We start from the raw sequence: 21,224 nt of genomic DNA on the forward strand, positions 1-21,224 counted from the left end.
ATCTGATTCTTTGACAAATACTGTCAGCAACAAGCAGGTAAGCATCATGAGTCTTCAAGCAGGCGCTGGACAAAGCGTGTTCATCACCGGTGCCTCGTCCGGCTTGGGCCGCCAGATGGCGATCGAGTTTTCCCGGCGCGGCTACCGGCTGGCGCTCACCGCCCGCCGTCTGGATGCGCTCCAGGAACTGAAGGCCGAACTGGAAAGAAACGGCGGCGGCGAGGTGTTTGTGGCGGACCTCGATGTGACCGACGATGCTTCTGTTACTCGGGTATTTGCCGAGACCCGCGCCCTGATGGGTTCACTGGACATCGTCGTGGCCAACGCGGGCATTGGCCACCATGGCTACATTGGCAAGCTGCCGTTTGCCAAAGTGCGGGAAACCGTCAATACCAATGTGACCGGGTTCATGGCGACGGTGGAGGCTGCCATGTACCATTTTCGTGAGCAGGGTCATGGACACCTGGTTGGCATCAGCTCGGTCGCCGCGTTTCGTGGCATGCCCGCTGGCGGCGTCTATGGGGCCTCCAAGGCGGCGGTCACCACGTACCTGGAGTCCCTTCGGGCGGAGACTCACACAAGCCCGATTCGCATTACGACGCTCTCGCCTGGCTTCATCGACACGCCCCTGAACCGGGGTGCGAAAAGTCGGCCCTTTGTCATTCCGGTGGAGAAGGGCGGCAAATTGCTGGTCGACTTGATCGAAAAAAAGGTCGAACGCGCCACGGTGCCGCGCTGGCCGTGGGCTGTGGTGGCGCGCCTCATGGCCATTGTGCCAACCGGCGTGATTGCGAAACTTCGATGAGAACCAGCGCGTATGTCTAGGCGGACTCTGATTGTTGGCGGCGGAATTGGCGGCCTGGCGGCGGCGCTGGCCTGCGCTCGGGCGGGGGCTCAGGTCGAGCTGTTTGAACGCGCCCGCGAATTCACGGAGGTCGGGGCGGGTATTCAGCTCGGCCCCAATGTGGTGAAGATTTTGCATGGCTGGGGCTTGAAGGATGGGCTGGCAGGCGTGGCGGCATTTCCGGACCGCTTGCAGGTGCGCAGTGCCCTGTCCGGTGCCGAGTTGGGTGTCTTGCGTCTCGGCGCGGTGGCAATGGCGCGATATGGGTCACCGTATGCGACGATTCACCGTGCCGATCTGCATGGCTTGCTGCTCGCGGCCTTGAAGCCGCAGGCCGCCGTGCAGTTGAACCTGGCCAGTCCGGTAGACCGTTTCATGCAGCAGGCCGAAGGTGTGACGCTTCATGCGGCCGATGGCCGCGAGGTCAAGGGTGACGTCCTGGTGGGCGCGGACGGCCTGTGGAGCCGGGTGCGCGATCAGTTGCTGAACGACGGCGCACCCCGGACCACGGGGCATCTGGCCTACCGGGCCCTGGTACCGCAGAGCAGTCTGCCCGAACGATTGCGGTCGCAGCAAGTGACCGCCTGGCTCGGGCCCCGGATGCACGTCGTGCAGTACCCGGTACGCGGTGGCGAGTGGCTCAATGTGGTGGCGATCGTGCATGGCCAGATGCATGGCGATGTCGAGAACTGGGACCACAGCGCCAACCCGGCCCGCTTGAGAAGCGCCATGGCGGCGACCTGCGCGCCCCTGATCGATCTGATTGACGCCATTGACCACTGGCGTTTGTGGGCACTGAGCATCCGCCCGCCGATGCGCGCCGCCAATGAGCAGGCGCACGGCCGGGTCGCGCTGCTGGGCGACGCGGCGCACCCCATGCTGCCCTATCTGGCACAGGGTGCCGGTATGGCGATCGAAGATGCCGATGAACTGGGACGCGCCCTGGCGACCGAAAGCCTGGACGTGCCTGCCGCATTGCGCCTGTATGCCGGGCGCCGCTGGCAACGCAATGCGAGGGTGCAGGCCGGGGCCATTCGCAATGGCCAGATCTTTCATGCCGGCGGGGTCGTGCGCTGGGGGCGCGATGCAGCAATGAAACTGCTGGGCGAGCGCTTGCTGGACATGCCCTGGCTCTATCGCGGTGTGTGACGCCGCCTTGTCTTACATCCCTTTTTGGCGGTCTACCCGGAGGAACTGAATGGACCACAACATCTCTTTGATCACGACCATTGCTGCAGGCTTTGGCGTTGCCTTGATCCTCGGCTTCCTTGCGGAGCGGGTCAAGGTGCCGGCGCTGGTCGGCTACCTGGTTGCAGGCATTCTCATTGGTCCCGCGACGCCTGGTTTCGTGGCTGACGTGCATATTGCCTCGCAGTTGTCGGAGATCGGCGTCATGCTGTTGATGTTCGGTGTCGGCCTCCATTTCTCGCTCAAGGACTTGCTGGCAGTCAAGCGCATTGCCGTTCCCGGTGCTGTCGTGCAAATGGGGCTGGCGACGGCTCTGGGCATGGCGCTGGCCTGGTGGTGGGGATGGGGTTTGGGGGGTGGGCTGATTTTCGGGCTGTCGCTGTCCTGCGCGAGTACCGTGGTGCTGCTCAAGGCGCTCGAAGCCCGGGGCGTGCTCGATTCCATGAACGGGCGGATCGCCGTTGGCTGGCTGGTGGTTGAAGATCTGGCGACCGTACTGGTTCTGGTGCTGCTGCCTCCGCTCGCAGGGGTGCTTGGCGGCTCCACAGGACTGGTTGCAGACGCCAGACCGCTCTGGATCACGATCGGACAAACGCTGTTGCAGGTTTCGGCCTTCATCGCCCTGATGCTCATTGTCGGGCGCCGCCTGTTGCCCTGGATGTTGTGGCAGGTGGCGCGCACCGGCTCACGCGAACTGTTCACCCTGGCCGTGATTGCGACAGCGATTGGTATCGCCTACGGTGCATCGGCGCTGTTCAGCGTTTCCTTTGCGCTGGGTGCCTTCTTTGCTGGCACGGTGATGCGCGAATCCGAGTACAGCCACCGTGCCGCGCAAGAGTCCTTGCCGCTGCGCGATGCCTTCTCGGTGCTGTTTTTCGTATCGGTGGGCATGTTGTTCGACCCCGCGATCCTGATCGAACAGCCCCTGCGCGTGCTCGGTGTGATTGCCATCATCATTCTTGGCAAATCACTTGCGGCGGCAATACTGGTCATCGCGTTTCGCTACCCGCTCAATACGGCCTTGACCGTCGCGGCCAGTCTGGCGCAGATCGGGGAGTTCTCCTTCATCCTGGCCGGCCTGGGTCTGTCGCTCGGCTTGCTGCCGGCCGAAGGCATGAGTCTGGTACTGGCCGGCGCGTTGATCTCGATTGCGTTGAATCCCTTCCTGTTTGCCGCCATCGAGCCCTTGCGGCGCTGGGTGCTCAAACACTCGGAACTGGCCCGTCGCCTGGAGCAGCGACAGGACCCCTATGCAGAATTGCTCACGAGCACCGAGCGCAAGTACCTTGAAGGGCAAGTCGTTCTGGTGGGCTATGGCCGGGTGGGGCGACGCATTGCCAAGGCGCTGGATGCCCGTGGCATCCCCTATGTGGTCGCGGAGCAGAACCGCGAGCTGGTCGAGGCCTTGCGCCATGAAGGGCTGGTTGCTGTTTCAGGGAACGCCGCCGATCCGGCGGTGCTGATTCAGGCGCACATTGCTGACGCCGCCATGCTGGTCGTCGCCACGCCCGATACGCTCAACGCCCGGCAAATGGCTGTCACCGCGCGCGCACTCAACCCGGGTATCGAAATCATAGTGCGCACGCACAGTGAGGACGAATCACTGTTGTTGCGCAGCGAGGGAATTGGCATGGTCTTCTATGGCGAGGAAGAGTTGGCCAAAGGCATGACGAGCCATATTCTGGAACGTTTCGCGCCGCCGGCGGCCACGGCACCCGGCCACGCGTGATCCGCGACATGGCAGGGGCAAAGGTATGCTGCCAGAATGTGGTGATCGATGTCCTTCAGGGAGACCACCATGCCCCAAGCTTTTCGCTCGACTCTCAAGACCTTCCACTGCGCCTCTGGCAAGGCGGGCCGGTTCTACTCGCTGCCGGCGCTGGCGCGAAAGTTTCCCAATATCAACCGCCTGCCTGTGTCCCTGCGCATCGTGCTGGAATCGGTGCTGCGCAACTGCGACGGCAAAAAGGTGACGGCAGAGCACGTGGCGCAGGTGGCGGGGTGGCAGGCGCAGGCGCAGCGCACGGCGGAGATTCCGTTTGTGGTGTCGCGCGTGGTGCTGCAGGACTTCACCGGCGTGCCGCTGCTGGCCGATCTGGCCGCGATGCGCAGCACGGCGCAGCGCCTGGGGCTGGACCCGCGGCGCATTGAGCCGCTGGTGCCGGTGGACCTGGTGGTGGACCATTCCATCATGGTGGACCACTATGGCAAGAAGAACTCGCTGGACCTGAACATGAAGCTGGAATTCCAGCGCAACCGCGAGCGCTACGAGTTCATGAAGTGGGGCATGCAGGCCTTTGATACCTTTGGCGTCGTGCCGCCGGGCTTTGGCATCGTGCACCAGGTGAATCTGGAGTACCTGGCGCGCGGGGTGCACAAAACGAAAGACGGCATTTACTACCCCGACACGCTGGTGGGCACCGACAGCCACACCACCATGATCAATGGCATTGGTGTGTTGGGCTGGGGTGTCGGTGGCATCGAGGCCGAGGCGGCCATGCTGGGCCAGCCGGTCTACTTCTTGACGCCCGATGTTGTGGGCTTCGAGCTGAGCGGCCGCCTGCGCGAGGGCGTGACCGCGACCGACCTGGTCCTCACCGTTACCGAGACCCTGCGCCGCCACAAGGTAGTGGGAAAGTTCGTGGAGTTTTTTGGCGAGGGCACGCGCACGCTGGCTCTACCAGACCGGGCGACGATAGCCAATATGGCGCCCGAGTATGGCGCCACCATGGGCTTCTTTCCCGTGGATGAAAAGACCATCGACTACTTCAAAGGCACGGGTCGCACCCGGGGGGAGATCGAGGCTTTCGAGGCCTACTTCAAAGCGCAGGGCCTGTTCGGGGTGCCGCTTGCTGGCGAGATTGATTACTCGCAAGTGGTCAAGCTGGACCTGGGCAACGTGACCCCCAGCCTGGCGGGCCCCAAGCGGCCACAGGACCGTATCGAGCTGGGGCGGGTGGCACAGCAGTTTGCTGATCTGTTCAGCCAGCCCAGCGCCGAGAACGGCTTCAACCAGCCGGCGGCGAAGCTGCTCACGCGCTATCCGTTGGGCGCGGCCGTGTCGATCAGCGAAGCGCCAGCGGCGCCACCGCTGCAACCCGGCGCCGCCCGCGACGTGGCCGAGATGGTGCTCAACCGCCCGACGCTGGAGGCGAGCAAGGCCGCCGCGGATGCGCCAGCACACACCGGACGGGGCATCACCGTCGGCAATGGCGACGTGCTGATCGCAGCCATCACCAGTTGCACCAACACCTCCAACCCCAGCGTGTTGCTGGCGGCGGGCCTGCTGGCCAAGAAGGCGGTGGAGGCGGGACTCAAGGTCAAGCCGCACATCAAGACCTCGCTGGCACCGGGCTCACGCATCGTCACCGAGTACCTGACGCAGACCGGGTTGCTGCCCTACCTGGAAAAGCTCGGCTTTGCCCTCGCAGGCTATGGCTGCACCACCTGCATTGGCAATGCCGGCGACTTGACGCCTGAGCTCAACGATGTGATCAACAAGAACGACCTGGTCTGCGCGGCCGTGCTGTCGGGAAACCGCAACTTCGAGGCGCGCATTCACCCCAACCTGAAAGCCAACTTCCTGGCCAGCCCGCCGCTGGTGGTGGCGTACGCGATTGCGGGCACCGTCATGCGCGACCTGATGACCGAGCCGGTGGGCAAGGGCACCGGGGGCCGGGATGTCTACCTGGGTGACATCTGGCCCAGCAGCGACGAAATCGCTGCGCTGATGAAGTTCGCCATGAACGGCAAGGCGTTCCGCGAGAACTACGCCCGCATCGCCTCCGAGCCGGGGAAACTTTGGGAGAAAATCAGGGGCGTGGCGGGCACCGCCTACACCTGGCCCCAAAGCACCTACATTGCGGAGCCGCCGTTTTTCAATTCGTTTGCTATCAAAACGGAAGCTACTCAGGCAGGTTCCACGGGGGCTGGACGCACAAATAGCTCTGAATCGGTGGTCGGTGCCCGAATCATGGCGCTGTTCGGCGATTCCATCACCACGGACCATATTTCCCCGGCAGGCTCCATCAATGAGAGCTCGCCGGCCGGCCAGTGGCTGATGGCGCATGGCGTGCAGAAGCCCGACTTCAACTCTTATGGCGCGCGGCGCGGCAATCACGAGGTGATGGTGCGCGGCACCTTTGCCAATGTGCGGATCAAGAACCTGATGATTCCACCCCAGGCCGATGGTGCGCGGGAGGAGGGGGGCGTCACGCTCTACCAGGGCGCCGATGCTGCGGGCGAGAAGATGCCCATCTTTGACGCTGCCACCCGCTACATGGCGCATGGCAGACCCACGGTGGTATTCGCGGGTGAGGAATATGGCACCGGGTCCAGCCGCGACTGGGCCGCCAAGGGCACCCAGCTGTTGGGTATCAAGGCCGTGGTGGCGAAGAGCTTTGAGCGCATCCACCGCAGCAACCTGGTGGGCATGGGCGTGCTGCCGCTGCAGTTCCGCTCGGGCGACAGCTGGCAGAGCCTGGGACTGACCGGTAACGAGATCATCGACATCTTCCCCAACCCCGATTTGCGCCCGCAGAGCGACGCGCAGCTGGTGGTCACCCGTGCCGACGGCAGCCGCATCTCCCTGACAGTGCTGCTGCGCATCGACACCCCCATTGAGGTGGACTACTACCGCGCGGGCGGCATTCTGCCGTATGTACTGCGGCAGTTGCTGCAGGGTTGAGGGTTGCGGTCATGAAGACTTTATCCGCGGCTCAACGGAGGCCGGGATGGCCTGCAACGATTGCGCCGGGTATTGCCGCATGAATGATCGGCTGTTTTCTGGTGTCGCGTTGAGCCAGCCGTCATAACGGTCTTCCGGCAGGATGACCACCATCCGCTTCTCATCGGCCGGCTTGTGAAACAGGCGCATCAATGGGTGATCCTGGGCATTGATGGTGAGCATCGTGTAGCTGTGCACCAGATCACCTTGAGGCGACTTCCACTGTGACCACAATCCGGCAATTCCCATGGGCTCGCCGTCAGCGCGCGCGATGCGGGTGGGAACGGCCGTGCCGCTGCGCCAGTCGGGCTCGAAAAAGGTGTTCGCCGGGATGATGCAGTGCTGGGCATGCTTCCAGGCATCCCGAAAACTCGGCTTCGCGGCCACCGTCTCACTGCGGGCGTTGTAGGTGTGCCGGGTGATCCGGGTGTCGAGTGACCAGTGGGGCACCAAGCCGAACAAACCCGGCAAGGCTTCGCGCGGCGGCACGGCTTCATCGCCGACACCGCCATGGCGGTGCCGCCGGATAAAGCTGCCCGCATAGCCCGGCCACATATCGAACTTGCCGAGATCGTCCGGCGGCTCTACGCCAAAGTGGCGGCGATAGCGTTCACGATCCTTGAGAGCTTGGTAATGGCTGCACATGCGCACATCGTAACGGCGCTGTTCTCACCGTGTCAGCAGCCGCAGAAGCTTCTGCCGGCCTAGAGGCGTCCGAGCAGCAGGAACTCCATCAGCGCCTTTTGCACATGCAGCCGGTTTTCAGCCTCGTCCCACACCACCGACTGCGGTCCGTCGATGACGTCGGCTTGCACTTCTTCACCGCGGTGCGCAGGCAGGCAGTGCATGAACAGCGCATCGGGCTTGGCGGCGCCCATCATGTCGGCGTCGACACACCAATCGGCAAACGCCACTTTGCGGGCCTCGTTCTCCGCCTCATAGCCCATGCTGGTCCAGACGTCGGTCGTCACCAGGTCGGCACCGGCACACGCCTGCATCGGGTCACTGAACAGCTGGTAGCTGTCGGCCGAACGAATGCCGGCGATGGACTGGTCCACTTCGTAGCCGCCGGGCGTGCTGACATGCACCTTAAAACCCAGGATCTCGCTGGCCTGCAGCCAGGTGTTGGCCATGTTGTTGCCGTCACCCACCCAGGCGACCGTCTTGCCCTTGATGGAGCCGCGGTGCTCTATATAGGTAAAGATGTCCGCCAGGATCTGGCAGGGGTGGAATTCGTTGGTCAGGCCGTTGATCACGGGCACGCGGGAATGTTCGGCAAAGCGCTCGATCTTGGTCTGCTCATAGGTGCGGATCATGACCAGATCGACCATGCGGCTGATCACCTTGGCACTGTCTTCAATCGGCTCGGCGCGGCCCAGCTGGCTGTCGCCGGTGGTCAGGTGCACGACGCTGCCGCCCAGCTGGTACATGCCCGCCTCAAAGCTCACCCGGGTGCGGGTGGAGGCCTTCTCAAAGATCATGGCCAGGGTCCGATCGGCCAGCGGGTGGTGCTTGTCGTAGGCCTTGAACTTCTTCTTGATGAGCGCCGCACGCTCAAACAGGTAGGCGTAGTCGCTGGCGTTGAGGTCGCTGAATTGCAGGTAGTGCCGAACCGGTACCGCCACGCTTGCCACTGCGGGTGCTGCGCTGCCCCCCGAGGGGGTCTTAGCGTCTTGGGACGGCCCGGTGGCGCTCAACTGTTTGCTCATGGTTGCTCCAAAAGAAGCTGTTTGATGAGCGGACACAGGATGCTGACCACTTCGTCGGCTTCCGTCGTGCTCATGATCAACGGCGGCACCAGGCGGATGACGGTATCGGCTGTGACGCTGATCAGCAAACCATTGTCCGCACATTGCTTGACCAGGGCCGAGCAGGGTTTGGCCAGGTCAACGCCAATCATCAGGCCCAGGCCGCGGATTTCCTTGACAGCGCCTGAGGCCAGTTCTGCCGCCAGGACCTGCTCAAACGCAGCGGTCAGATGCTTGCCCACCCGAGCCGCGTTCTCCATCAAGCCCTCTTCTTCCATGATGCGAATGGTCTCGACCCCGGCCCGCATGGCCAGCGGGTTGCCACCAAACGTGGTGCCATGGTTGCCGGGCTGGAAGATATTGGCAGCCTTGGGACCCGCCACGACCGCGCCAATGGGCACGCCCGAGCCCAGGCCCTTGGCCAGGGGCATGACGTCAGGCACGATGCCGGCCCATTGATGGGCAAACCATTTGCCGGTGCGGCCCATGCCGCACTGCACCTCGTCGATCATCAGCAACCAGTCACGCACGTCGCAGAGCTGGCGCACATCTTTCAGGTAATCCATGTGCATGGGGTTGATGCCGCCTTCACCCTGAATAGCCTCCAGAAATACCGCCACCACATTCGGGTTGCCGTCGGTCGCGGCCAGAAGACTGTCCATGCTGTTGATAGGCACCCGGATGAAGCCTTCCACCAGCGGCCCAAAGCCAGCCTGCACCTTGGGGTTGCCGGTGGCGCTCAGGGTGGCGATGGAACGGCCATGAAAGGCCTTCTCGTAAACCACGATCTCAGGGCGCTCAATGCCCTTGTCGTGGCCAAATTTGCGTGCCAGCTTCAAGGCGGCTTCATTGGCTTCCAGGCCGGTGGAGCAGAAAAAGACATTGGTCATGCCCGACAACTCGACCAGCTTTTTCGCCAGCACCTCCTGATTGGGCACATGGTAGTAATTGGAGCTGTGGATGATTTTTGCGATCTGGTCCTGCAGCGCCGGCACCAGCTTGGGGTGGTTGTGGCCCAGCGTGTTGACCGCAATGCCACCGAGTGCGTCCAGATACGACTTGCCATTGACATCCCACACGCGACAACCCTGGCCATGCGACAGGGCAATCGGCACGCGACCATAGGTGTTCATCACGTGGGGCGAAGAGGCTTCAATGAAAGGTGAAGCAACAGCTTCGGACCCGGGCAGTGCGGCGTTCATGGTTTCAAGCTCCAGAGGTGTCACAAAAACGAAGCGGCCCAACGTGGGTTGGGCCGTTGAAGCGTGATTCTAGGCGCAACGCGCCCCCTGTTTTTTGACAAATTGACATCACTGCGATGTGTTTCCTGTGCCAGATCAAGTCTTCTATAAGACATAAGATAGGGTAGAATTCTTGTGCGCCGCAACATCCCGACGGTGCCCACTGACTGACATCTACCCGATGGTTTCAAACTCTGCCAAAGAAGTCTATATTTTGGGTCTGACCCAAAGCGGGCGAGCCTTTCGCCCCAGCGACTGGGCGGAGCGGCTGGCAGGCGTCATGAGTCAGTTTCGCCCCGGCGGCCCGCAGCCCGGCAGCCATCTGGGCTATTCACCCTGGTGCGTTCCCACTTCCGTCAACGGCGTGCGATGCGTGGTGGTCCATTCCGATTTACGCAACTACGATGTCATGGCCTGGGACTTCTGCATGAACTTCGCCAAAGACAACGAGCTGCAGGTATCCCAGGGCGCGCCGGCGCCCAGCAGCCCTTGAGCAAACGCCTTTGCCGTGACCAACAAAAAAGCCGTCTTACGACGGCTTTTTTGCTTTGCTGACAGCGCACCCGTTACAAACGGCGCATTCTCAATTACTTGGGAATGCGTGCGATTTGCCTGAAATCAGGCGGCTTTTGCGGCCAGGGCTTTCACCTTGGTCGACAGACGGCTCTTGTCGCGAGCGGCCTTGTTCTTGTGGAAGATGCCTTTGTCAGCCACGGTGTCCACCACGGCTTGCATTTTGGCAAACAACTCGGTTGCCTTGGCTTTGTCGCCAGCGACAACCGCTTTTTCCACGTTCTTCACCGCGGTGCGGTATTTGGAACGCAGCGAAGTGTTTGCAGCGTTGATTTTGACGTCCTGGCGGACGCGTTTACGGCCCGACGCCAGGCGCGGGTTCTTTTTCTTGGGTTTGGTAGATGCCATAGTAATAATTCCTAGTGTCTGAGGATGTTGCCAGCAAAGCCTTCGATTCTATCAGGTACTGCTCAAGCGGCGAGGGGGCCCGCAGACGCAAGCCGGTACGCGGCTACACTGCGCGTCGTGAGCCTTTTCAAATCTGCCTCTGTTGTTTCCCTGCTGACCCTGGCGTCACGTATCACCGGACTGGTGCGTGAACTCCTTATTGCGTCCACCTTTGGCGCCAGCGCCTTGACGGACGCCTTCAATGTGGCGTTTCGCATCCCAAATCTGTTTCGCCGTTTTTTTGGCGAAGGCGCCTTCAGCCAGGCCTTCGTGCCGGTGCTGGCCGCCTCCAAGGCCCAGCATGGTGAAGCGGCCACCCAGGTCTTGATAGACCGGGCGGCCACGGTCCTGAGCTGGGCCCTGATGGTGCTCAGCATCATTGGCGTCGCAGCCGCTCCCGCGCTGGTGTGGGCCATGGCCGGTGGCTTGCAGCAGAACCCGCGCGGCTTTGAGGTCGCTGTGCTCATGACGCGCTGGATGTTCCCCTACATCGCCTTCATGTCGCTGGTGGCGCTGGCCGCAGGCGTCCTCAACACCTGGAAGCGTTTTGCGGTGCCCGCCGCCACGCCGGTGTTGCTGAACCTGTGCATGATTGCCGCAGCCTGGCTGGGAGCGCCGTGGTTCCAGACCCTGGGGCTGGAGCCGATTTACGCGCTGGCCGGCGGCGTGCTGTTGGGGGGCGTGCTGCAACTGGGCGTGCAATTGCTGGCCCTGAAAAAGCTCGGACTCACGCCCCACATTGGCCTGCGCTGGAGCGCGTTGCGCATTGCGTGGGCCGACCCGGGCACCAAGAACATCCTGAAATTGATGGGCCCCGCGCTGTTGGGTGTCAGCGTGGCGCACATCTCGATGCTGATCAACACGCAGATTGCCTCGCGTCTGGCGACGGGCAGTGTGAGCTGGATCACCTATGCCGACCGGCTGATGGAATTCCCCACCGCGCTGCTTGGTGTGGCCATGGGTGTGGTCCTGATGCCCCAGCTCGCAGCGGCCCGCGCCGCTGGCGATACGGGGAAGTATTCCGCCATGCTGGACTGGGGTTTGCGGCTGGTGGTGCTGCTGGCCGTGCCGTGTGCGGTGGCGCTGATCGCCTTTGCCAAGCCGCTGGTGGCCGTTCTTTACCACTACGGGGCGATGACCGATTTCGACGTGCAGCAAATCACTTATGCCCTGATGGGCTGGGGTGTGGGGCTGATCGGGATTGTGGCCATCAAGGTGCTGGCGCCGGGCTACTACGCCAACCAGGACACGAAAACACCGGTGCGCATTGCCGTCGTCGTGCTGGTGATCACGCAGCTGCTCAACATCGGACTGGTGCCGGTGTTTGCGCATGCTGCGCTGACCCTGTCGATCGGTATCGGCGCCATGATCAATGCCGTCTGGCTGCTCAGCGGGCTGCTGCGGCGCGGCAGCTACAAGCCCGAGCCGGGGTGGGGCGTCTTCGCGCTGCAGGTGATTGCGGCCAGCGCCCTGCTGATGGTCTTCCTGATGTGGGCCAACGCGGCCTTTCCGTGGACGCAGATGCGCGCCGAGAGTATCAAGCGAATTGGGCTGCTAGCCCTCGTCATGATTGCCTCGTCTGCTATTTATTTCATAGCGCTTTGGGCGGCTGGCCTGAAGCTGCGGCAATTCATCCGGCGCTGAATCGGGGTGCCTGCGTTTGGTCCGCAGGAAGTCCGTTTTTGAAAATGGTGGACACTACACTAACGTTTCTGTAAGTTCACAGAAGACCGTTTGCCCGAACAGGACCCCAGCATGGCGACAAAGAAGGCAACCCAGGACACAGCCGAAGGCGCGTCAGCGCCGGTGGAGGCCAAAGCCATAGAGCCGCAAGAGACACCCAATGCGGGCGCCAGCGACTTTCCCATCGTCGGCATCGGCGCCTCGGCCGGGGGCTTGGCGGCCTTTGAAGCCTTTTTCTCCGGCATGCCCGCGCACACCGACCCCGGCATGGCCTTTGTCCTCGTGCAGCACCTGGCGCCGGACCATGAGAGCATCCTGACCGACCTCATTCGGCGCTATACCCGCATGCAGGTCTTTGAAATCGTGGATGGGATGGTGGTACAGATCAATTGCGCCTACATCATTCCGCCGGGTCGCGACCTGGCGTTTTTGAACGGCACGCTGCAATTGCTGGAGCCTGCCGCGCCGCGCGGCCAGCGCCTGCCGATTGACTTCTTCTTTCGTTCCCTGGCGCAGGACCAGCGCGAGCGGGCCATCGGCATCGTGCTCTCCGGCACCGGCAGTGATGGCACGCTCGGTGTGCGGGCCATCAAGGGCGCCGGTGGCATGGTCATGGCGCAGATCCCCGCGTCGACCGAGTTCGATGGCATGCCACGCAGCGCCATCGCCACCGGGCAGGTGGATTACGAACTGGCGCCGGCCGATATGCCCGCCCAGCTCATCGCCTACGTGGCCCATGCCTTTGGCCGGCCCCGCAAGTCCGCTACCACTCCGGAACCCCGGAGCGAGAACGCGCTGCAGAAGATCTTCGTCCTGCTGCGCGCCCAGACCAGTCACGACTTCTCCCAGTACAAGTCAAGTACCCTGCACCGGCGCATTGCGAGGCGCATGGCCGTCCACCAGATCGAAGCGATTGGTGGCTACGTCAAGTATCTGCAGCAGACGCCGGCCGAGGTGGATGCGCTGTTTCGCGACCTGCTCATCGGCGTGACCAATTTCTTCCGGGATCCAGAGGCTTTTGAGGCGCTGGAGCAACAGGTCATTCCCGGGATTTTTGCCGACAAACCCGCCGGTGCCCTGATCCGCGTCTGGTCGACCGGATGCTCCACCGGCGAGGAGGCCTATTCCCTCGCGATCCTGCTGCAGGAGCGCCTGGAGGCGCTAAAAACCAATTACAAGGTCCAGGTTTTCGCCACCGACATTGACCGCCAGGCCATTGGCACGGCCCGCGCCGGCCTCTATCCGGCCAGCATCGCCGCCGACATCACGCCAGAACGGCTGGCGCGCTACTTCACGGCCGAGGCCGACGGCAGCGCGTACCGCGTCCACAAAAGCATTCGCGACATGCTGGTCTTCTCCGAGCAGGACGTGATCAAGGATCCGCCTTTCTCCAAACTTGACCTCATCAGTTGCCGCAACCTACTGATCTACATGGGCGCGGAATTGCAGAAGAAGCTCATTCCCATGTTCCATTTCGCCCTGAATCCGGGCGGCTTTCTCTTTCTGGGCACCTCGGAGACCATCGGCGAGTTTGGCGACCTGTTTGGCGCGCTGGACCGTAAGGCGAAACTGTATCAGCGCAAGGAGTCGTTTCTCGGTGCCCATCGCACGGCCGTGGGCCGTGTTCACCCGCCCCGGGCTGCGCGGCATGAGGTGCTCCCGCTGGCCGCCGCAAAGACGGCTGGCCCGGTGAAACTGTCAGTGCGCGACCTGACCGAACAGACGCTCCTGCAGCACATCGCCCCTTCCAGCGCGCTCGTCAACGTGAAGGGCGACATCTTCTACCTGCACGGACGCACCGGCATGTACCTGGAGCCGGCGCCGGGCGAGGCCGGCATCAGCAACATCCTGAAGATGGCGCGGGAAGGGCTGCGGCCGGACCTGACCGTGGCCCTGCACAAAGCTGCGGGCACCCGAAAGGTCGTGCGCGCCCCGGGTCTGCGCGTCAAAACCAACGGACACTTCACCAGGGTCAACCTGACGGTGTGTCCGGTAACCGCGGGCCCTGCCGCTATGGCTGAGTCGCCCGAGACGCATCTCTACCTGGTCATTCTGGAGGATGCACCGCCCGTCGACGCAGAAACGGCGCCGAAGACCGCCAGGTCAGCTGCTGCAGGGGCCAGCAGCCCCGATGCGAATGCCGACGCGCGGGTCGCGGCGCTCCTGCAGGAACTGCAGGCCAAGGACGAATACCTGCAGAGCACCCATGAGGAACTGGAGACATCCAACGAAGAGCTCAAATCCTCGAACGAGGAGATGCAGTCGGTGAATGAAGAGCTCCAGTCCACCAACGAGGAACTGGAGACCTCCAAGGAGGAAATGCAGTCGATCAATGAGGAACTGGCCACGGTCAACGCCGAGCTGCAGTCCAAGGTGGTCGATCTGTCGCGGGTCAACAACGACATGAACAACCTGCTGGCCGGCACCGGCATCGCCACCGTGTTTGTGGACCATCAGCTGCACATCCTGCGTTTCACCCCCGAGGCCAGGGTGATCATCAATCTGATTCTGAGTGACGTGGGGCGCCCGGTGGGCCACATCGTCTCCAAGCTGGTCGGCTACGACCGCCTGGTGGAGGACGTACAGGCGGTGCTGGACACGCTGGTTCCCAAGGCGGTGGACGTGCAGAGCACCGAGGGCAAGTGGTACACCATGCGCATCCAGCCCTACCGCACGCTGGACAACGTGATCGAGGGCGCCGTGATCACCTTTGTGGATATCTCCGAAATCGTGCTGACGCGCGAAGTCCTGCGCAAAGACAATGAGTTGCTGCGTCTGGCGGTGGTGGTGCGCGATGCCGCTGACGCCATCACCGTGCAGGACCTGAAGGGCCGCATCCTGGCCTGGAACCCGGGCGCCGTGCGAATGTATGGCTGGAGCGAAGCCGAGGCGCTGCAGATGAATGTGCGCGACCGCATTCCGCAGGCGCTGCAGGAACAAGCGTTGGCCAGGGTCCATCAGCTCAGCCGGTCGGAGATTCTGGAGCCGTATCTCACGCAACGGATCACCAAAACAGGTGCTGTCGTCGAAGTCTCCATGGTCTCCTCCGCATTGATGAATGAGGCCGGGCAGATGTATGCGATTGCGACCACGGAGAGAATAAGAGAATCCGGGAAGGGGCGGGCCGTGGAGGCCGGCGAAGGTCAGCATGGATAGCCGCTCCGGCAACAAGGCGGAACTGCGCCGGCAGGCGGAAGAGATCGCCGGTGAAAGCGCAGTTCGGCCGTCAGAAGGCCGGCAGCCGATGTCGCCCGAAGAAACGCAGCTGATGCTCCACGACCTGCGCGTGCATCAGATTGAACTGGAGATGCAGAACGAGGAATTGCGCCGCACGCAGCTCGAACTGGAGACGGCGCGGGCGCGCTATTTCGATCTCTATGACCTGGCGCCGGTGGGCTATTGCACCCTCAGCGAGCAGGGCCTGTTTCTGGAAGCCAATCTCACGGCCGCCACCCTGTTGGGCGTGGACCGCAGCGAACTGTTCAGGCAGCCGATCAGCCGCTTCATCCTGCGGCAAGACCAGGATAGCTATTACCTGCGCCGCAAGCAGCTCGTGGCGACCGGCGCCATGCAGTCGTTCGAGTTGCGCATGGTGAAGAAGGATGGCACGCAAATCTGGGCGCATCTGGCGCTCACTGCCGCGCAGGATGATGGCGAGTCCGTCCTGCGCATCGTGCTGAGCGATGTCACCGACCAGAAGCTGATGGAAGCGGCCATGCAGGAGAGCGAGCGACGTTTCCGCACCCTCATTGAGTGGGCGCCCGAGCCCATCGCTGTTCATCGCGGTAGCAGGCTGATTTATGTCAATCCCGCCGCCATCAGGATGCTCGGCGCAAGGTCCGAGCAAGAACTGATCGGCAAACCCATTCTCGACCTGGTTCACCCCGACTTTCATGCCATCGTGCTGGCGCGGATGAAGAGCCTGACCCTTGATGGCGTTCCCACGCCGATGATTGAGGAGAGATTTGTCAAGCTCGACGGCACGATCATCGAGGTCGAGGCCCAGAGCACGTCGATTGTTTACGATGGTGCACCTGCCATTCAAGTGGCCATGCGCGACATCACCGAGCGCAAGCGCCTGGATGCGGAGCTGCGGACAAAGAACGCGGAACTGGAGCGCGCCAGGTCTGTGGCGGAAAAAGCCAATCTCGCCAAATCGGATTTCCTCTCCAGCATGAGCCACGAGTTGCGCTCACCGCTCAATGCAATCCTCGGGTTTGCCCAGCTCATGGAGTCGGGCTCACCGCCGCCCACGCCGACCCAGCAGGCCAGCATCGGCCAGATCCTGCAGGCGGGCTGGTATTTGCTGGAGCTGATCAACGAAATCCTTGATCTCGCCCTGATCGAGTCCGGCAAGCTGTCGCTGTCGCTGGAGCCCATATCGCTGCCCGAAGTGCTGCTCGATTGCCAGGCCATGATCGAACCGCAGGCGCAAAAAGGCGGCATCCGCATCAGTTTTCCGCAGTCCGATCGCCCGTGTTTCGTCACCGCCGACCGGACCCGGCTGAAACAGGTGCTGGTCAACCTGCTGTCCAACGCGATCAAGTACAACCGCCCGGGCGGCACGGTCGACGTGACATGCCATGCGGTGACGGCGCAGCGTCTGCGTATCAGTGTGCAGGACAGCGGGGAAGGATTGTCCGCAGACAAACTCGCCCAGTTGTTCCAGTCGTTCAACCGGCTCGGACGAGAGGCGGGCGCCGAGGAGGGCACCGGCATCGGGCTGGTCGTGAGCAAGCGGCTGGTCGAATTGATGGCCGGTGAAATCGGCGCGCAAAGCGTCGTCGGGGTCGGCAGTGTGTTCTGGTTCGAACTGAATCTGGCCGCGCCACCGCAACTTGCCGCCGCTGCAGACGGGCTGCTGGCGCAGCCGCAAGCGGATATGGCGCATGCCGAGGGGCTGCGCACCCTGCTGTATGTCGAAGACAACCGGACCAACATGCAGCTGGTCGAGCAACTCATCGCGCGGCGCTCCGACATGCGCATGTTGAGTGCGGGAGATGGCCTGCGTGGCGTTGCTCTGGCACGCATGCATCAGCCGGACGTCATTCTGATGGACATCAATCTGCCAGGCATCAGCGGCATTGAGGCGCTGAAAATCCTGCGTGAAGATCCGGCCACAGCGCACATCCCGGTGCTGGCACTCAGCGCCAACGCCATGCCACGCGACATCGAGAGAGGCGTGGAGGCCGGATTTTTCAGGTATCTCACCAAGCCAATCAGAATCAACGAGTTCATGGAGGCGCTGGACACAGTGCTGGAAGTAGCGCAAGCAGGATCGGACAACGCCGTCATACCTGGAGACAGGTGATGGCGAACAAGCGGCCCACAGCCACCACCCGGCCCACGGCGGACGAAGGTTCCAGCGCCGGCCAGTCCCTGCACCAGCGATCCGAAGAAGCGGTCCACGAGATAGTCGCCCAGTTGCAGCAAGACCAGGCGGCCCCGTCGTCCGCCGCAATGCGGCAGGCCCTGCACGAACTGCGTCAGCATCAGGTCGAGCTGGAGATGCAAAACGACGAATTGCGCACTGCGCAGGCCGAGCTGGACGTTTCGCGGGGCCTCTATTTCGACCTGTATGACATGGCGCCGGTGGGCTATTGCACCGTGAGCGAATCGGGGCTGGTCCTGGAGGCCAATTTCACCGCCGCCACGATGCTCGACGTGACCCGCAGTGCGCTCGTCAAGCAATCCATCAGCCGCTTCATCTTCCAGCAAGATCAGGACGTCTACTACCTGTGCCGCAAACAGCTGCTGGCCAGCGGCGAAGGGCAGTCGTGCGAATTGCGGATGGTGAGGAGGGATGGCACGCAATTCTGGGCGCAGCTGGTGGCCACCGCCGCACAGGGCGAAGAGGGCGCGCCGGTGCTGTGGCTTGTGCTGAGCGACATTACCGCGCGCAAACAGGAGGAACAGACGCTGCGCGAGAGCGAGGCCTTCGCCCTGGCCATCCTGGACTCCGTCACCGCCGAAATCGCCGTGCTGGACCGCAACGGCGTCATCCTGGCAGTGAACGAATCCTGGCGGCGTTTTGCGCGGGAAAACGCGCCTGCGCCGGGCCAGCCTGTGCCGCATACTGAAATAGGGGTCAACTACCTGGCGGCCTGCCGCAGTGGCCCCGGTGCCCCATCGGATGATGCCTTGAAGGCGCGCGAGGGCATCCAGGCCGTGCTGGATGGCAGCCTGTCCATTTTCAACCTGGAATACACCTGCCATTCACCGCGAGAACAGCGCTGGTTCAGCATGACCGCCACGCCTTTGGGCCCGAATCGCCGGGGCGTGGTGCTCGCACATACCAACATCACCGAGCGCAAAGTAGCCGAGGAGACGCAGCGGGAGTACACACGCCAGTTGCAGATCGCCAGCCGGATGCCGGGAATGGTCTACCAGTATCGTTTGCGTCCCGACGGCAGTGCCTGCTTTCCTTTCGCCAGTGACGCCATCCGTGACATCTACCGGCTCAGCCCGGAAGACGTGCGCGAGGATGCGTCCAAAGTTGCGGCCATGCTGCACCCGGCCGACTACGACGCCTTTCAGGCCTCCGTCCAGAAATCGGCACGCGACTTGACCCCGTGGCGCCATGAGTACCGGGTGAAGCTTGACGACGGCACGGTGCGCTGGCTGTTCGGCAATTCGCTACCGCAGCGCGAGGCAGACGGCTCGGTACTGTGGCACGGTTTCATCACCGACATTACCGAGCGCCACCTCGCCGAAGAAAAGCTTCACCTCGCCGCCAGCGTGTTCTCCCATGCCCGCGAAGGCATCATGATCACCGGCGCCGACGGCATGATCATCGACGTCAATGAGGCCTTCAGCCGGATCACCGGCTACAGCCGTGATGAAGCCGTGGGAAAAAACCCGCGCATCCTCAACTCCGGTCATCACCAGAAGGCCTTTTACGCCGCCATGTGGGCCGACCTGACGGAGAGAGGCCACTGGTACGGCGAGGTTTCGAACCGGCGCAAAAGCGGCGAGGTGTACGTGGCGATGGAAACCATCAGCGCGGTGCGCGATGCCCAGGGCAATACCCTGCAGTACGTGGCGCTGTTCTCCGACATCACCGCGATCAAGGAGCACCAGAACGTGCTCGAACACATTGCCCATTTTGATGCGCTGACCGGTCTGCCCAACCGCGTGCTGCTGGCCGACCGCCTGCGCCAGGGCATGACCCAGGCGCTGCGGCGCGGGCAGCTGCTGGCGGTGGCATTCCTCGACCTGGACGGCTTCAAGGCCATCAACGACCACCACGGTCATGAAGCCGGCGACCAGTTGTTGATCGCCGTGGCGACCCGCATGAAGCAGGCGCTGCGCGAGGGCGACAGCCTCGCCCGCATCGGCGGCGACGAGTTCGTGGCCGTGCTGGTCGATCTGGCGGATACCGCCGCCAGCCTGCCCATGCTCGTGCGCCTGCTCGCTGCCGCCGCCCAGCCGGTGCGGGTGGGTGAGGTCGTGCTTCAGGTGTCAGCCAGCCTGGGCGTTACCTTCTACCCGCAGGCACAAGAGGTGGAAGCGGATCAACTGCTGCGCCAGGCCGACCAGGCCATGTACCAGGCCAAGCTGGCCGGCAAGAACCGTTACCACATCTTCGACGCCGAACAGGACCGCAGCGTGCGCGGTCATCACGAAAGCCTGGAGAATGTTCGCCACGCCCTGGCCAGGGGCGAATTCGTGCTGCATTACCAGCCCAGGGTGAATATGCGCACGGGACAGGTCATCAGCGCAGAGGCCCTGATCCGCTGGCAACACCCGCAAAGAGGCCTGTTGCTGCCCGCGGTGTTCCTTCCCGTGATCGAGGACCATGCGCTTGCGGTTGAGTTGGGGGAATGGGTGATCGAGGCCGCCCTGAACCAGAGGCAGATCTGGCTCGCTGGCGGTCTGGACCTCCCGGTCAGCGTCAATGTGGGCGCGCGCCAGTTGCAGCAAGCGGATTTTGTCGAGCGCCTGCACAAGAGTCTGGTGGCGCATCCGGGCATCAAACCGGGCGACCTGGAGCTGGAGGTGCTGGAAACCAGCGCGCTGGAAGATGTGGCCGGCGTAGCCCGGGTCATTGAAGCCTGCCGGGAGATCGGCGTGCTGTTTGCGCTGGACGATTTTGGTACCGGTTATTCCTCCCTGACTTACCTCAAGCGCTTGCCGGTTGCCCGCCTCAAGATCGACCAGAGCTTTGTGCGCGACATGCTGGACGACCCGGATGATCTGGCCATCCTGGAGGGTGTGATTGGCCTGGCCAGCGCCTTTCGGCGCCAGGTGATCGCCGAAGGCGTGGAAACGGTAGAACACGGCGAAGTTCTGCTGCAGCTCGGCTGCGACCTCGCCCAGGGTTTTGGCATCGCCAGCCCGATGCCTGCGCACGAGTTGCCTGGCTGGAAGGTGGCCTGGCAGCCTGATCCCGCCTGGGGCAACCAGCCTCTGGCGAATCGCGATGATGTGCCGATGCTCTTTGCCAGCGCCGAGCACCGGGCCTGGGTCAAGGCAGTGGGCAACTATCTCAGGGGCGAGCGTGACGTCCCGCCACAGATGGATCATCACCAGTGCCAGCTGGGCCGGTGGCTCGAAGGGGAGGGTCTGATCCGCCATTGTGCGCATCCTTCTTTTGCAGCCATCGACACGCTGCATCGGCAGGGCCATGCGCTGGCGGCCGAGCTGTGCGAGCTCGCCGCCCGGGGCCGCAAGGCGCAGGCGCTGGCAAGGCTGGGCGAGCTCCACGGTTTGCGGGATGCCTTGCTTGAACACCTGAAGGCCTTGGTGCCGAAATCCAACACAGCCCACGCGGCGTTTATACATGATATTGGCCTATAGCCCCCGCAGATATTGCGTAAGCAGCTATTTAATTA

13 protein-coding genes are annotated in these 21,224 nt (G+C 62.9%); 9 read left to right on the plus strand and 4 right to left on the minus strand.

The window, feature by feature from the left end; all coding sequences use genetic code 11:
- Nucleotides 1-46 precede the first annotated feature (46 nt).
- The 4 genes from Q7T10_RS06040 to Q7T10_RS06055 all read left to right on the plus strand — a co-directional run bounded on the left by Q7T10_RS06040 (nt 47) and on the right by Q7T10_RS06055 (nt 6,719).
- Nucleotides 47-805, plus strand: a complete 759-nt coding sequence (locus Q7T10_RS06040; protein ID WP_304746904.1) for an SDR family oxidoreductase — start codon at nt 47-49, stop codon at nt 803-805.
- A gap of 12 nt (nt 806-817) precedes the next feature.
- On the plus strand, nt 818-1,993 hold the full coding sequence (locus Q7T10_RS06045) for an FAD-dependent monooxygenase (RefSeq protein ID WP_304746905.1): 1,176 nt from the start codon (nt 818-820) through the stop codon (nt 1,991-1,993).
- A 49-nt stretch (nt 1,994-2,042) separates the two neighbouring features.
- Nucleotides 2,043-3,761, plus strand: a complete 1,719-nt coding sequence (ybaL, locus tag Q7T10_RS06050) for a YbaL family putative K(+) efflux transporter (protein WP_304746906.1) — start codon at nt 2,043-2,045, stop codon at nt 3,759-3,761.
- A gap of 69 nt (nt 3,762-3,830) precedes the next feature.
- A complete protein-coding gene (locus Q7T10_RS06055; RefSeq protein WP_304746907.1) occupies nt 3,831-6,719 on the plus strand; it encodes an aconitate hydratase in 2,889 nt (962 codons plus the stop codon).
- Nucleotides 6,720-6,728: 9 nt separating this feature from the next.
- On the opposite strand, the gene Q7T10_RS06060 is transcribed toward Q7T10_RS06055, so the two are convergent.
- Genes Q7T10_RS06060 through Q7T10_RS06070 form a run of 3 tightly spaced genes read right to left on the minus strand, consistent with a single transcriptional unit; the run spans nt 6,729 to nt 9,708 of the window.
- Nucleotides 6,729-7,403, minus strand: a complete 675-nt coding sequence (locus tag Q7T10_RS06060) for an SOS response-associated peptidase (protein ID WP_304746908.1) — start codon at nt 7,401-7,403, stop codon at nt 6,729-6,731.
- Between the two features lie 59 nt (nt 7,404-7,462).
- Entirely contained in the window at nt 7,463-8,467 is a 1,005-nt protein-coding gene (gene argF, locus Q7T10_RS06065) for an ornithine carbamoyltransferase (protein WP_370653736.1), read from the minus strand.
- Nucleotides 8,464-9,708, minus strand: coding sequence for an aspartate aminotransferase family protein (locus Q7T10_RS06070; RefSeq protein WP_304746909.1), 1,245 nt, complete (start codon nt 9,706-9,708; stop codon nt 8,464-8,466). The genes argF and Q7T10_RS06070 overlap by 4 nt, the downstream gene beginning before the upstream one ends.
- 220 nt (nt 9,709-9,928) lie before the next feature.
- On the opposite strand from Q7T10_RS06070, the gene Q7T10_RS06075 reads away from it, so the two are divergent.
- Nucleotides 9,929-10,240: a DUF3579 domain-containing protein gene (locus Q7T10_RS06075; protein ID WP_304746910.1), complete on the plus strand. Its 312-nt coding sequence runs from the start codon at nt 9,929-9,931 to the stop codon at nt 10,238-10,240.
- Between the two features lie 125 nt (nt 10,241-10,365).
- Here Q7T10_RS06075 and rpsT read toward each other — a convergent pair whose 3' ends face one another.
- A complete protein-coding gene (gene rpsT, locus Q7T10_RS06080) occupies nt 10,366-10,668 on the minus strand; it encodes a 30S ribosomal protein S20 (RefSeq protein ID WP_296695299.1) in 303 nt (100 codons plus the stop codon).
- Between the two features lie 117 nt (nt 10,669-10,785).
- Here rpsT and murJ point away from each other — a divergent pair, with 117 nt between their 5' ends.
- From murJ to Q7T10_RS06100, 4 genes are all read left to right on the plus strand, one after another.
- On the plus strand, nt 10,786-12,351 hold the full coding sequence (murJ, locus tag Q7T10_RS06085) for a murein biosynthesis integral membrane protein MurJ (protein WP_304746911.1): 1,566 nt from the start codon (nt 10,786-10,788) through the stop codon (nt 12,349-12,351).
- Nucleotides 12,352-12,462: 111 nt separating this feature from the next.
- The gene (locus Q7T10_RS06090) at nt 12,463-15,546 is read left to right on the plus strand and encodes a CheR family methyltransferase (RefSeq protein ID WP_304746912.1); all 3,084 of its coding nucleotides are present in this window, start codon (nt 12,463-12,465) and stop codon (nt 15,544-15,546) included.
- Nucleotides 15,539-17,701 carry a PAS domain S-box protein gene (locus tag Q7T10_RS06095; protein WP_304746913.1) on the plus strand — a complete coding sequence of 721 codons (2,163 nt, stop codon included), beginning with the start codon at nt 15,539-15,541 and terminating at the stop codon, nt 17,699-17,701. The genes Q7T10_RS06090 and Q7T10_RS06095 overlap by 8 nt, the downstream gene beginning before the upstream one ends.
- Nucleotides 17,701-21,189 carry an EAL domain-containing protein gene (locus Q7T10_RS06100; RefSeq protein ID WP_304746914.1) on the plus strand — a complete coding sequence of 1,163 codons (3,489 nt, stop codon included), beginning with the start codon at nt 17,701-17,703 and terminating at the stop codon, nt 21,187-21,189. Before Q7T10_RS06095 ends, Q7T10_RS06100 begins: the two co-directional genes overlap by 1 nt.
- Nucleotides 21,190-21,224: the final 35 nt, after the last annotated feature.

This window comes from Rhodoferax sp., assembly GCF_030646845.1.
Classification (GTDB): domain Bacteria; phylum Pseudomonadota; class Gammaproteobacteria; order Burkholderiales; family Burkholderiaceae_C; genus Rhodoferax.

Bases quoted from the DNA above. Each gene is read 5' to 3' on its own strand.
- Q7T10_RS06095 (WP_304746913.1), top strand. From the start codon at position 15,539: ATGGATAGCCGCTCCGGCAACAAGGCGGAACTGCGCCGGCAGGCGGAA.
- Q7T10_RS06100 (WP_304746914.1), top strand. From the start codon at position 17,701: ATGGCGAACAAGCGGCCCACAGCCACCACCCGGCCCACGGCGGACGAA.
- Q7T10_RS06040 (WP_304746904.1), top strand. From the start codon at position 47: ATGAGTCTTCAAGCAGGCGCTGGACAAAGCGTGTTCATCACCGGTGCC.
- Q7T10_RS06075 (WP_304746910.1), top strand. From the start codon at position 9,929: ATGGTTTCAAACTCTGCCAAAGAAGTCTATATTTTGGGTCTGACCCAA.
- rpsT (WP_296695299.1), bottom strand. From the start codon at position 10,668: ATGGCATCTACCAAACCCAAGAAAAAGAACCCGCGCCTGGCGTCGGGC.
- ybaL (WP_304746906.1), top strand. From the start codon at position 2,043: ATGGACCACAACATCTCTTTGATCACGACCATTGCTGCAGGCTTTGGC.
- Q7T10_RS06060 (WP_304746908.1), bottom strand. From the start codon at position 7,403: ATGTGCAGCCATTACCAAGCTCTCAAGGATCGTGAACGCTATCGCCGC.
- argF (WP_370653736.1), bottom strand. From the start codon at position 8,467: ATGAGCAAACAGTTGAGCGCCACCGGGCCGTCCCAAGACGCTAAGACC.
- Q7T10_RS06090 (WP_304746912.1), top strand. From the start codon at position 12,463: ATGGCGACAAAGAAGGCAACCCAGGACACAGCCGAAGGCGCGTCAGCG.
- Q7T10_RS06045 (WP_304746905.1), top strand. From the start codon at position 818: ATGTCTAGGCGGACTCTGATTGTTGGCGGCGGAATTGGCGGCCTGGCG.
- Q7T10_RS06055 (WP_304746907.1), top strand. From the start codon at position 3,831: ATGCCCCAAGCTTTTCGCTCGACTCTCAAGACCTTCCACTGCGCCTCT.
- Q7T10_RS06070 (WP_304746909.1), bottom strand. From the start codon at position 9,708: ATGAACGCCGCACTGCCCGGGTCCGAAGCTGTTGCTTCACCTTTCATT.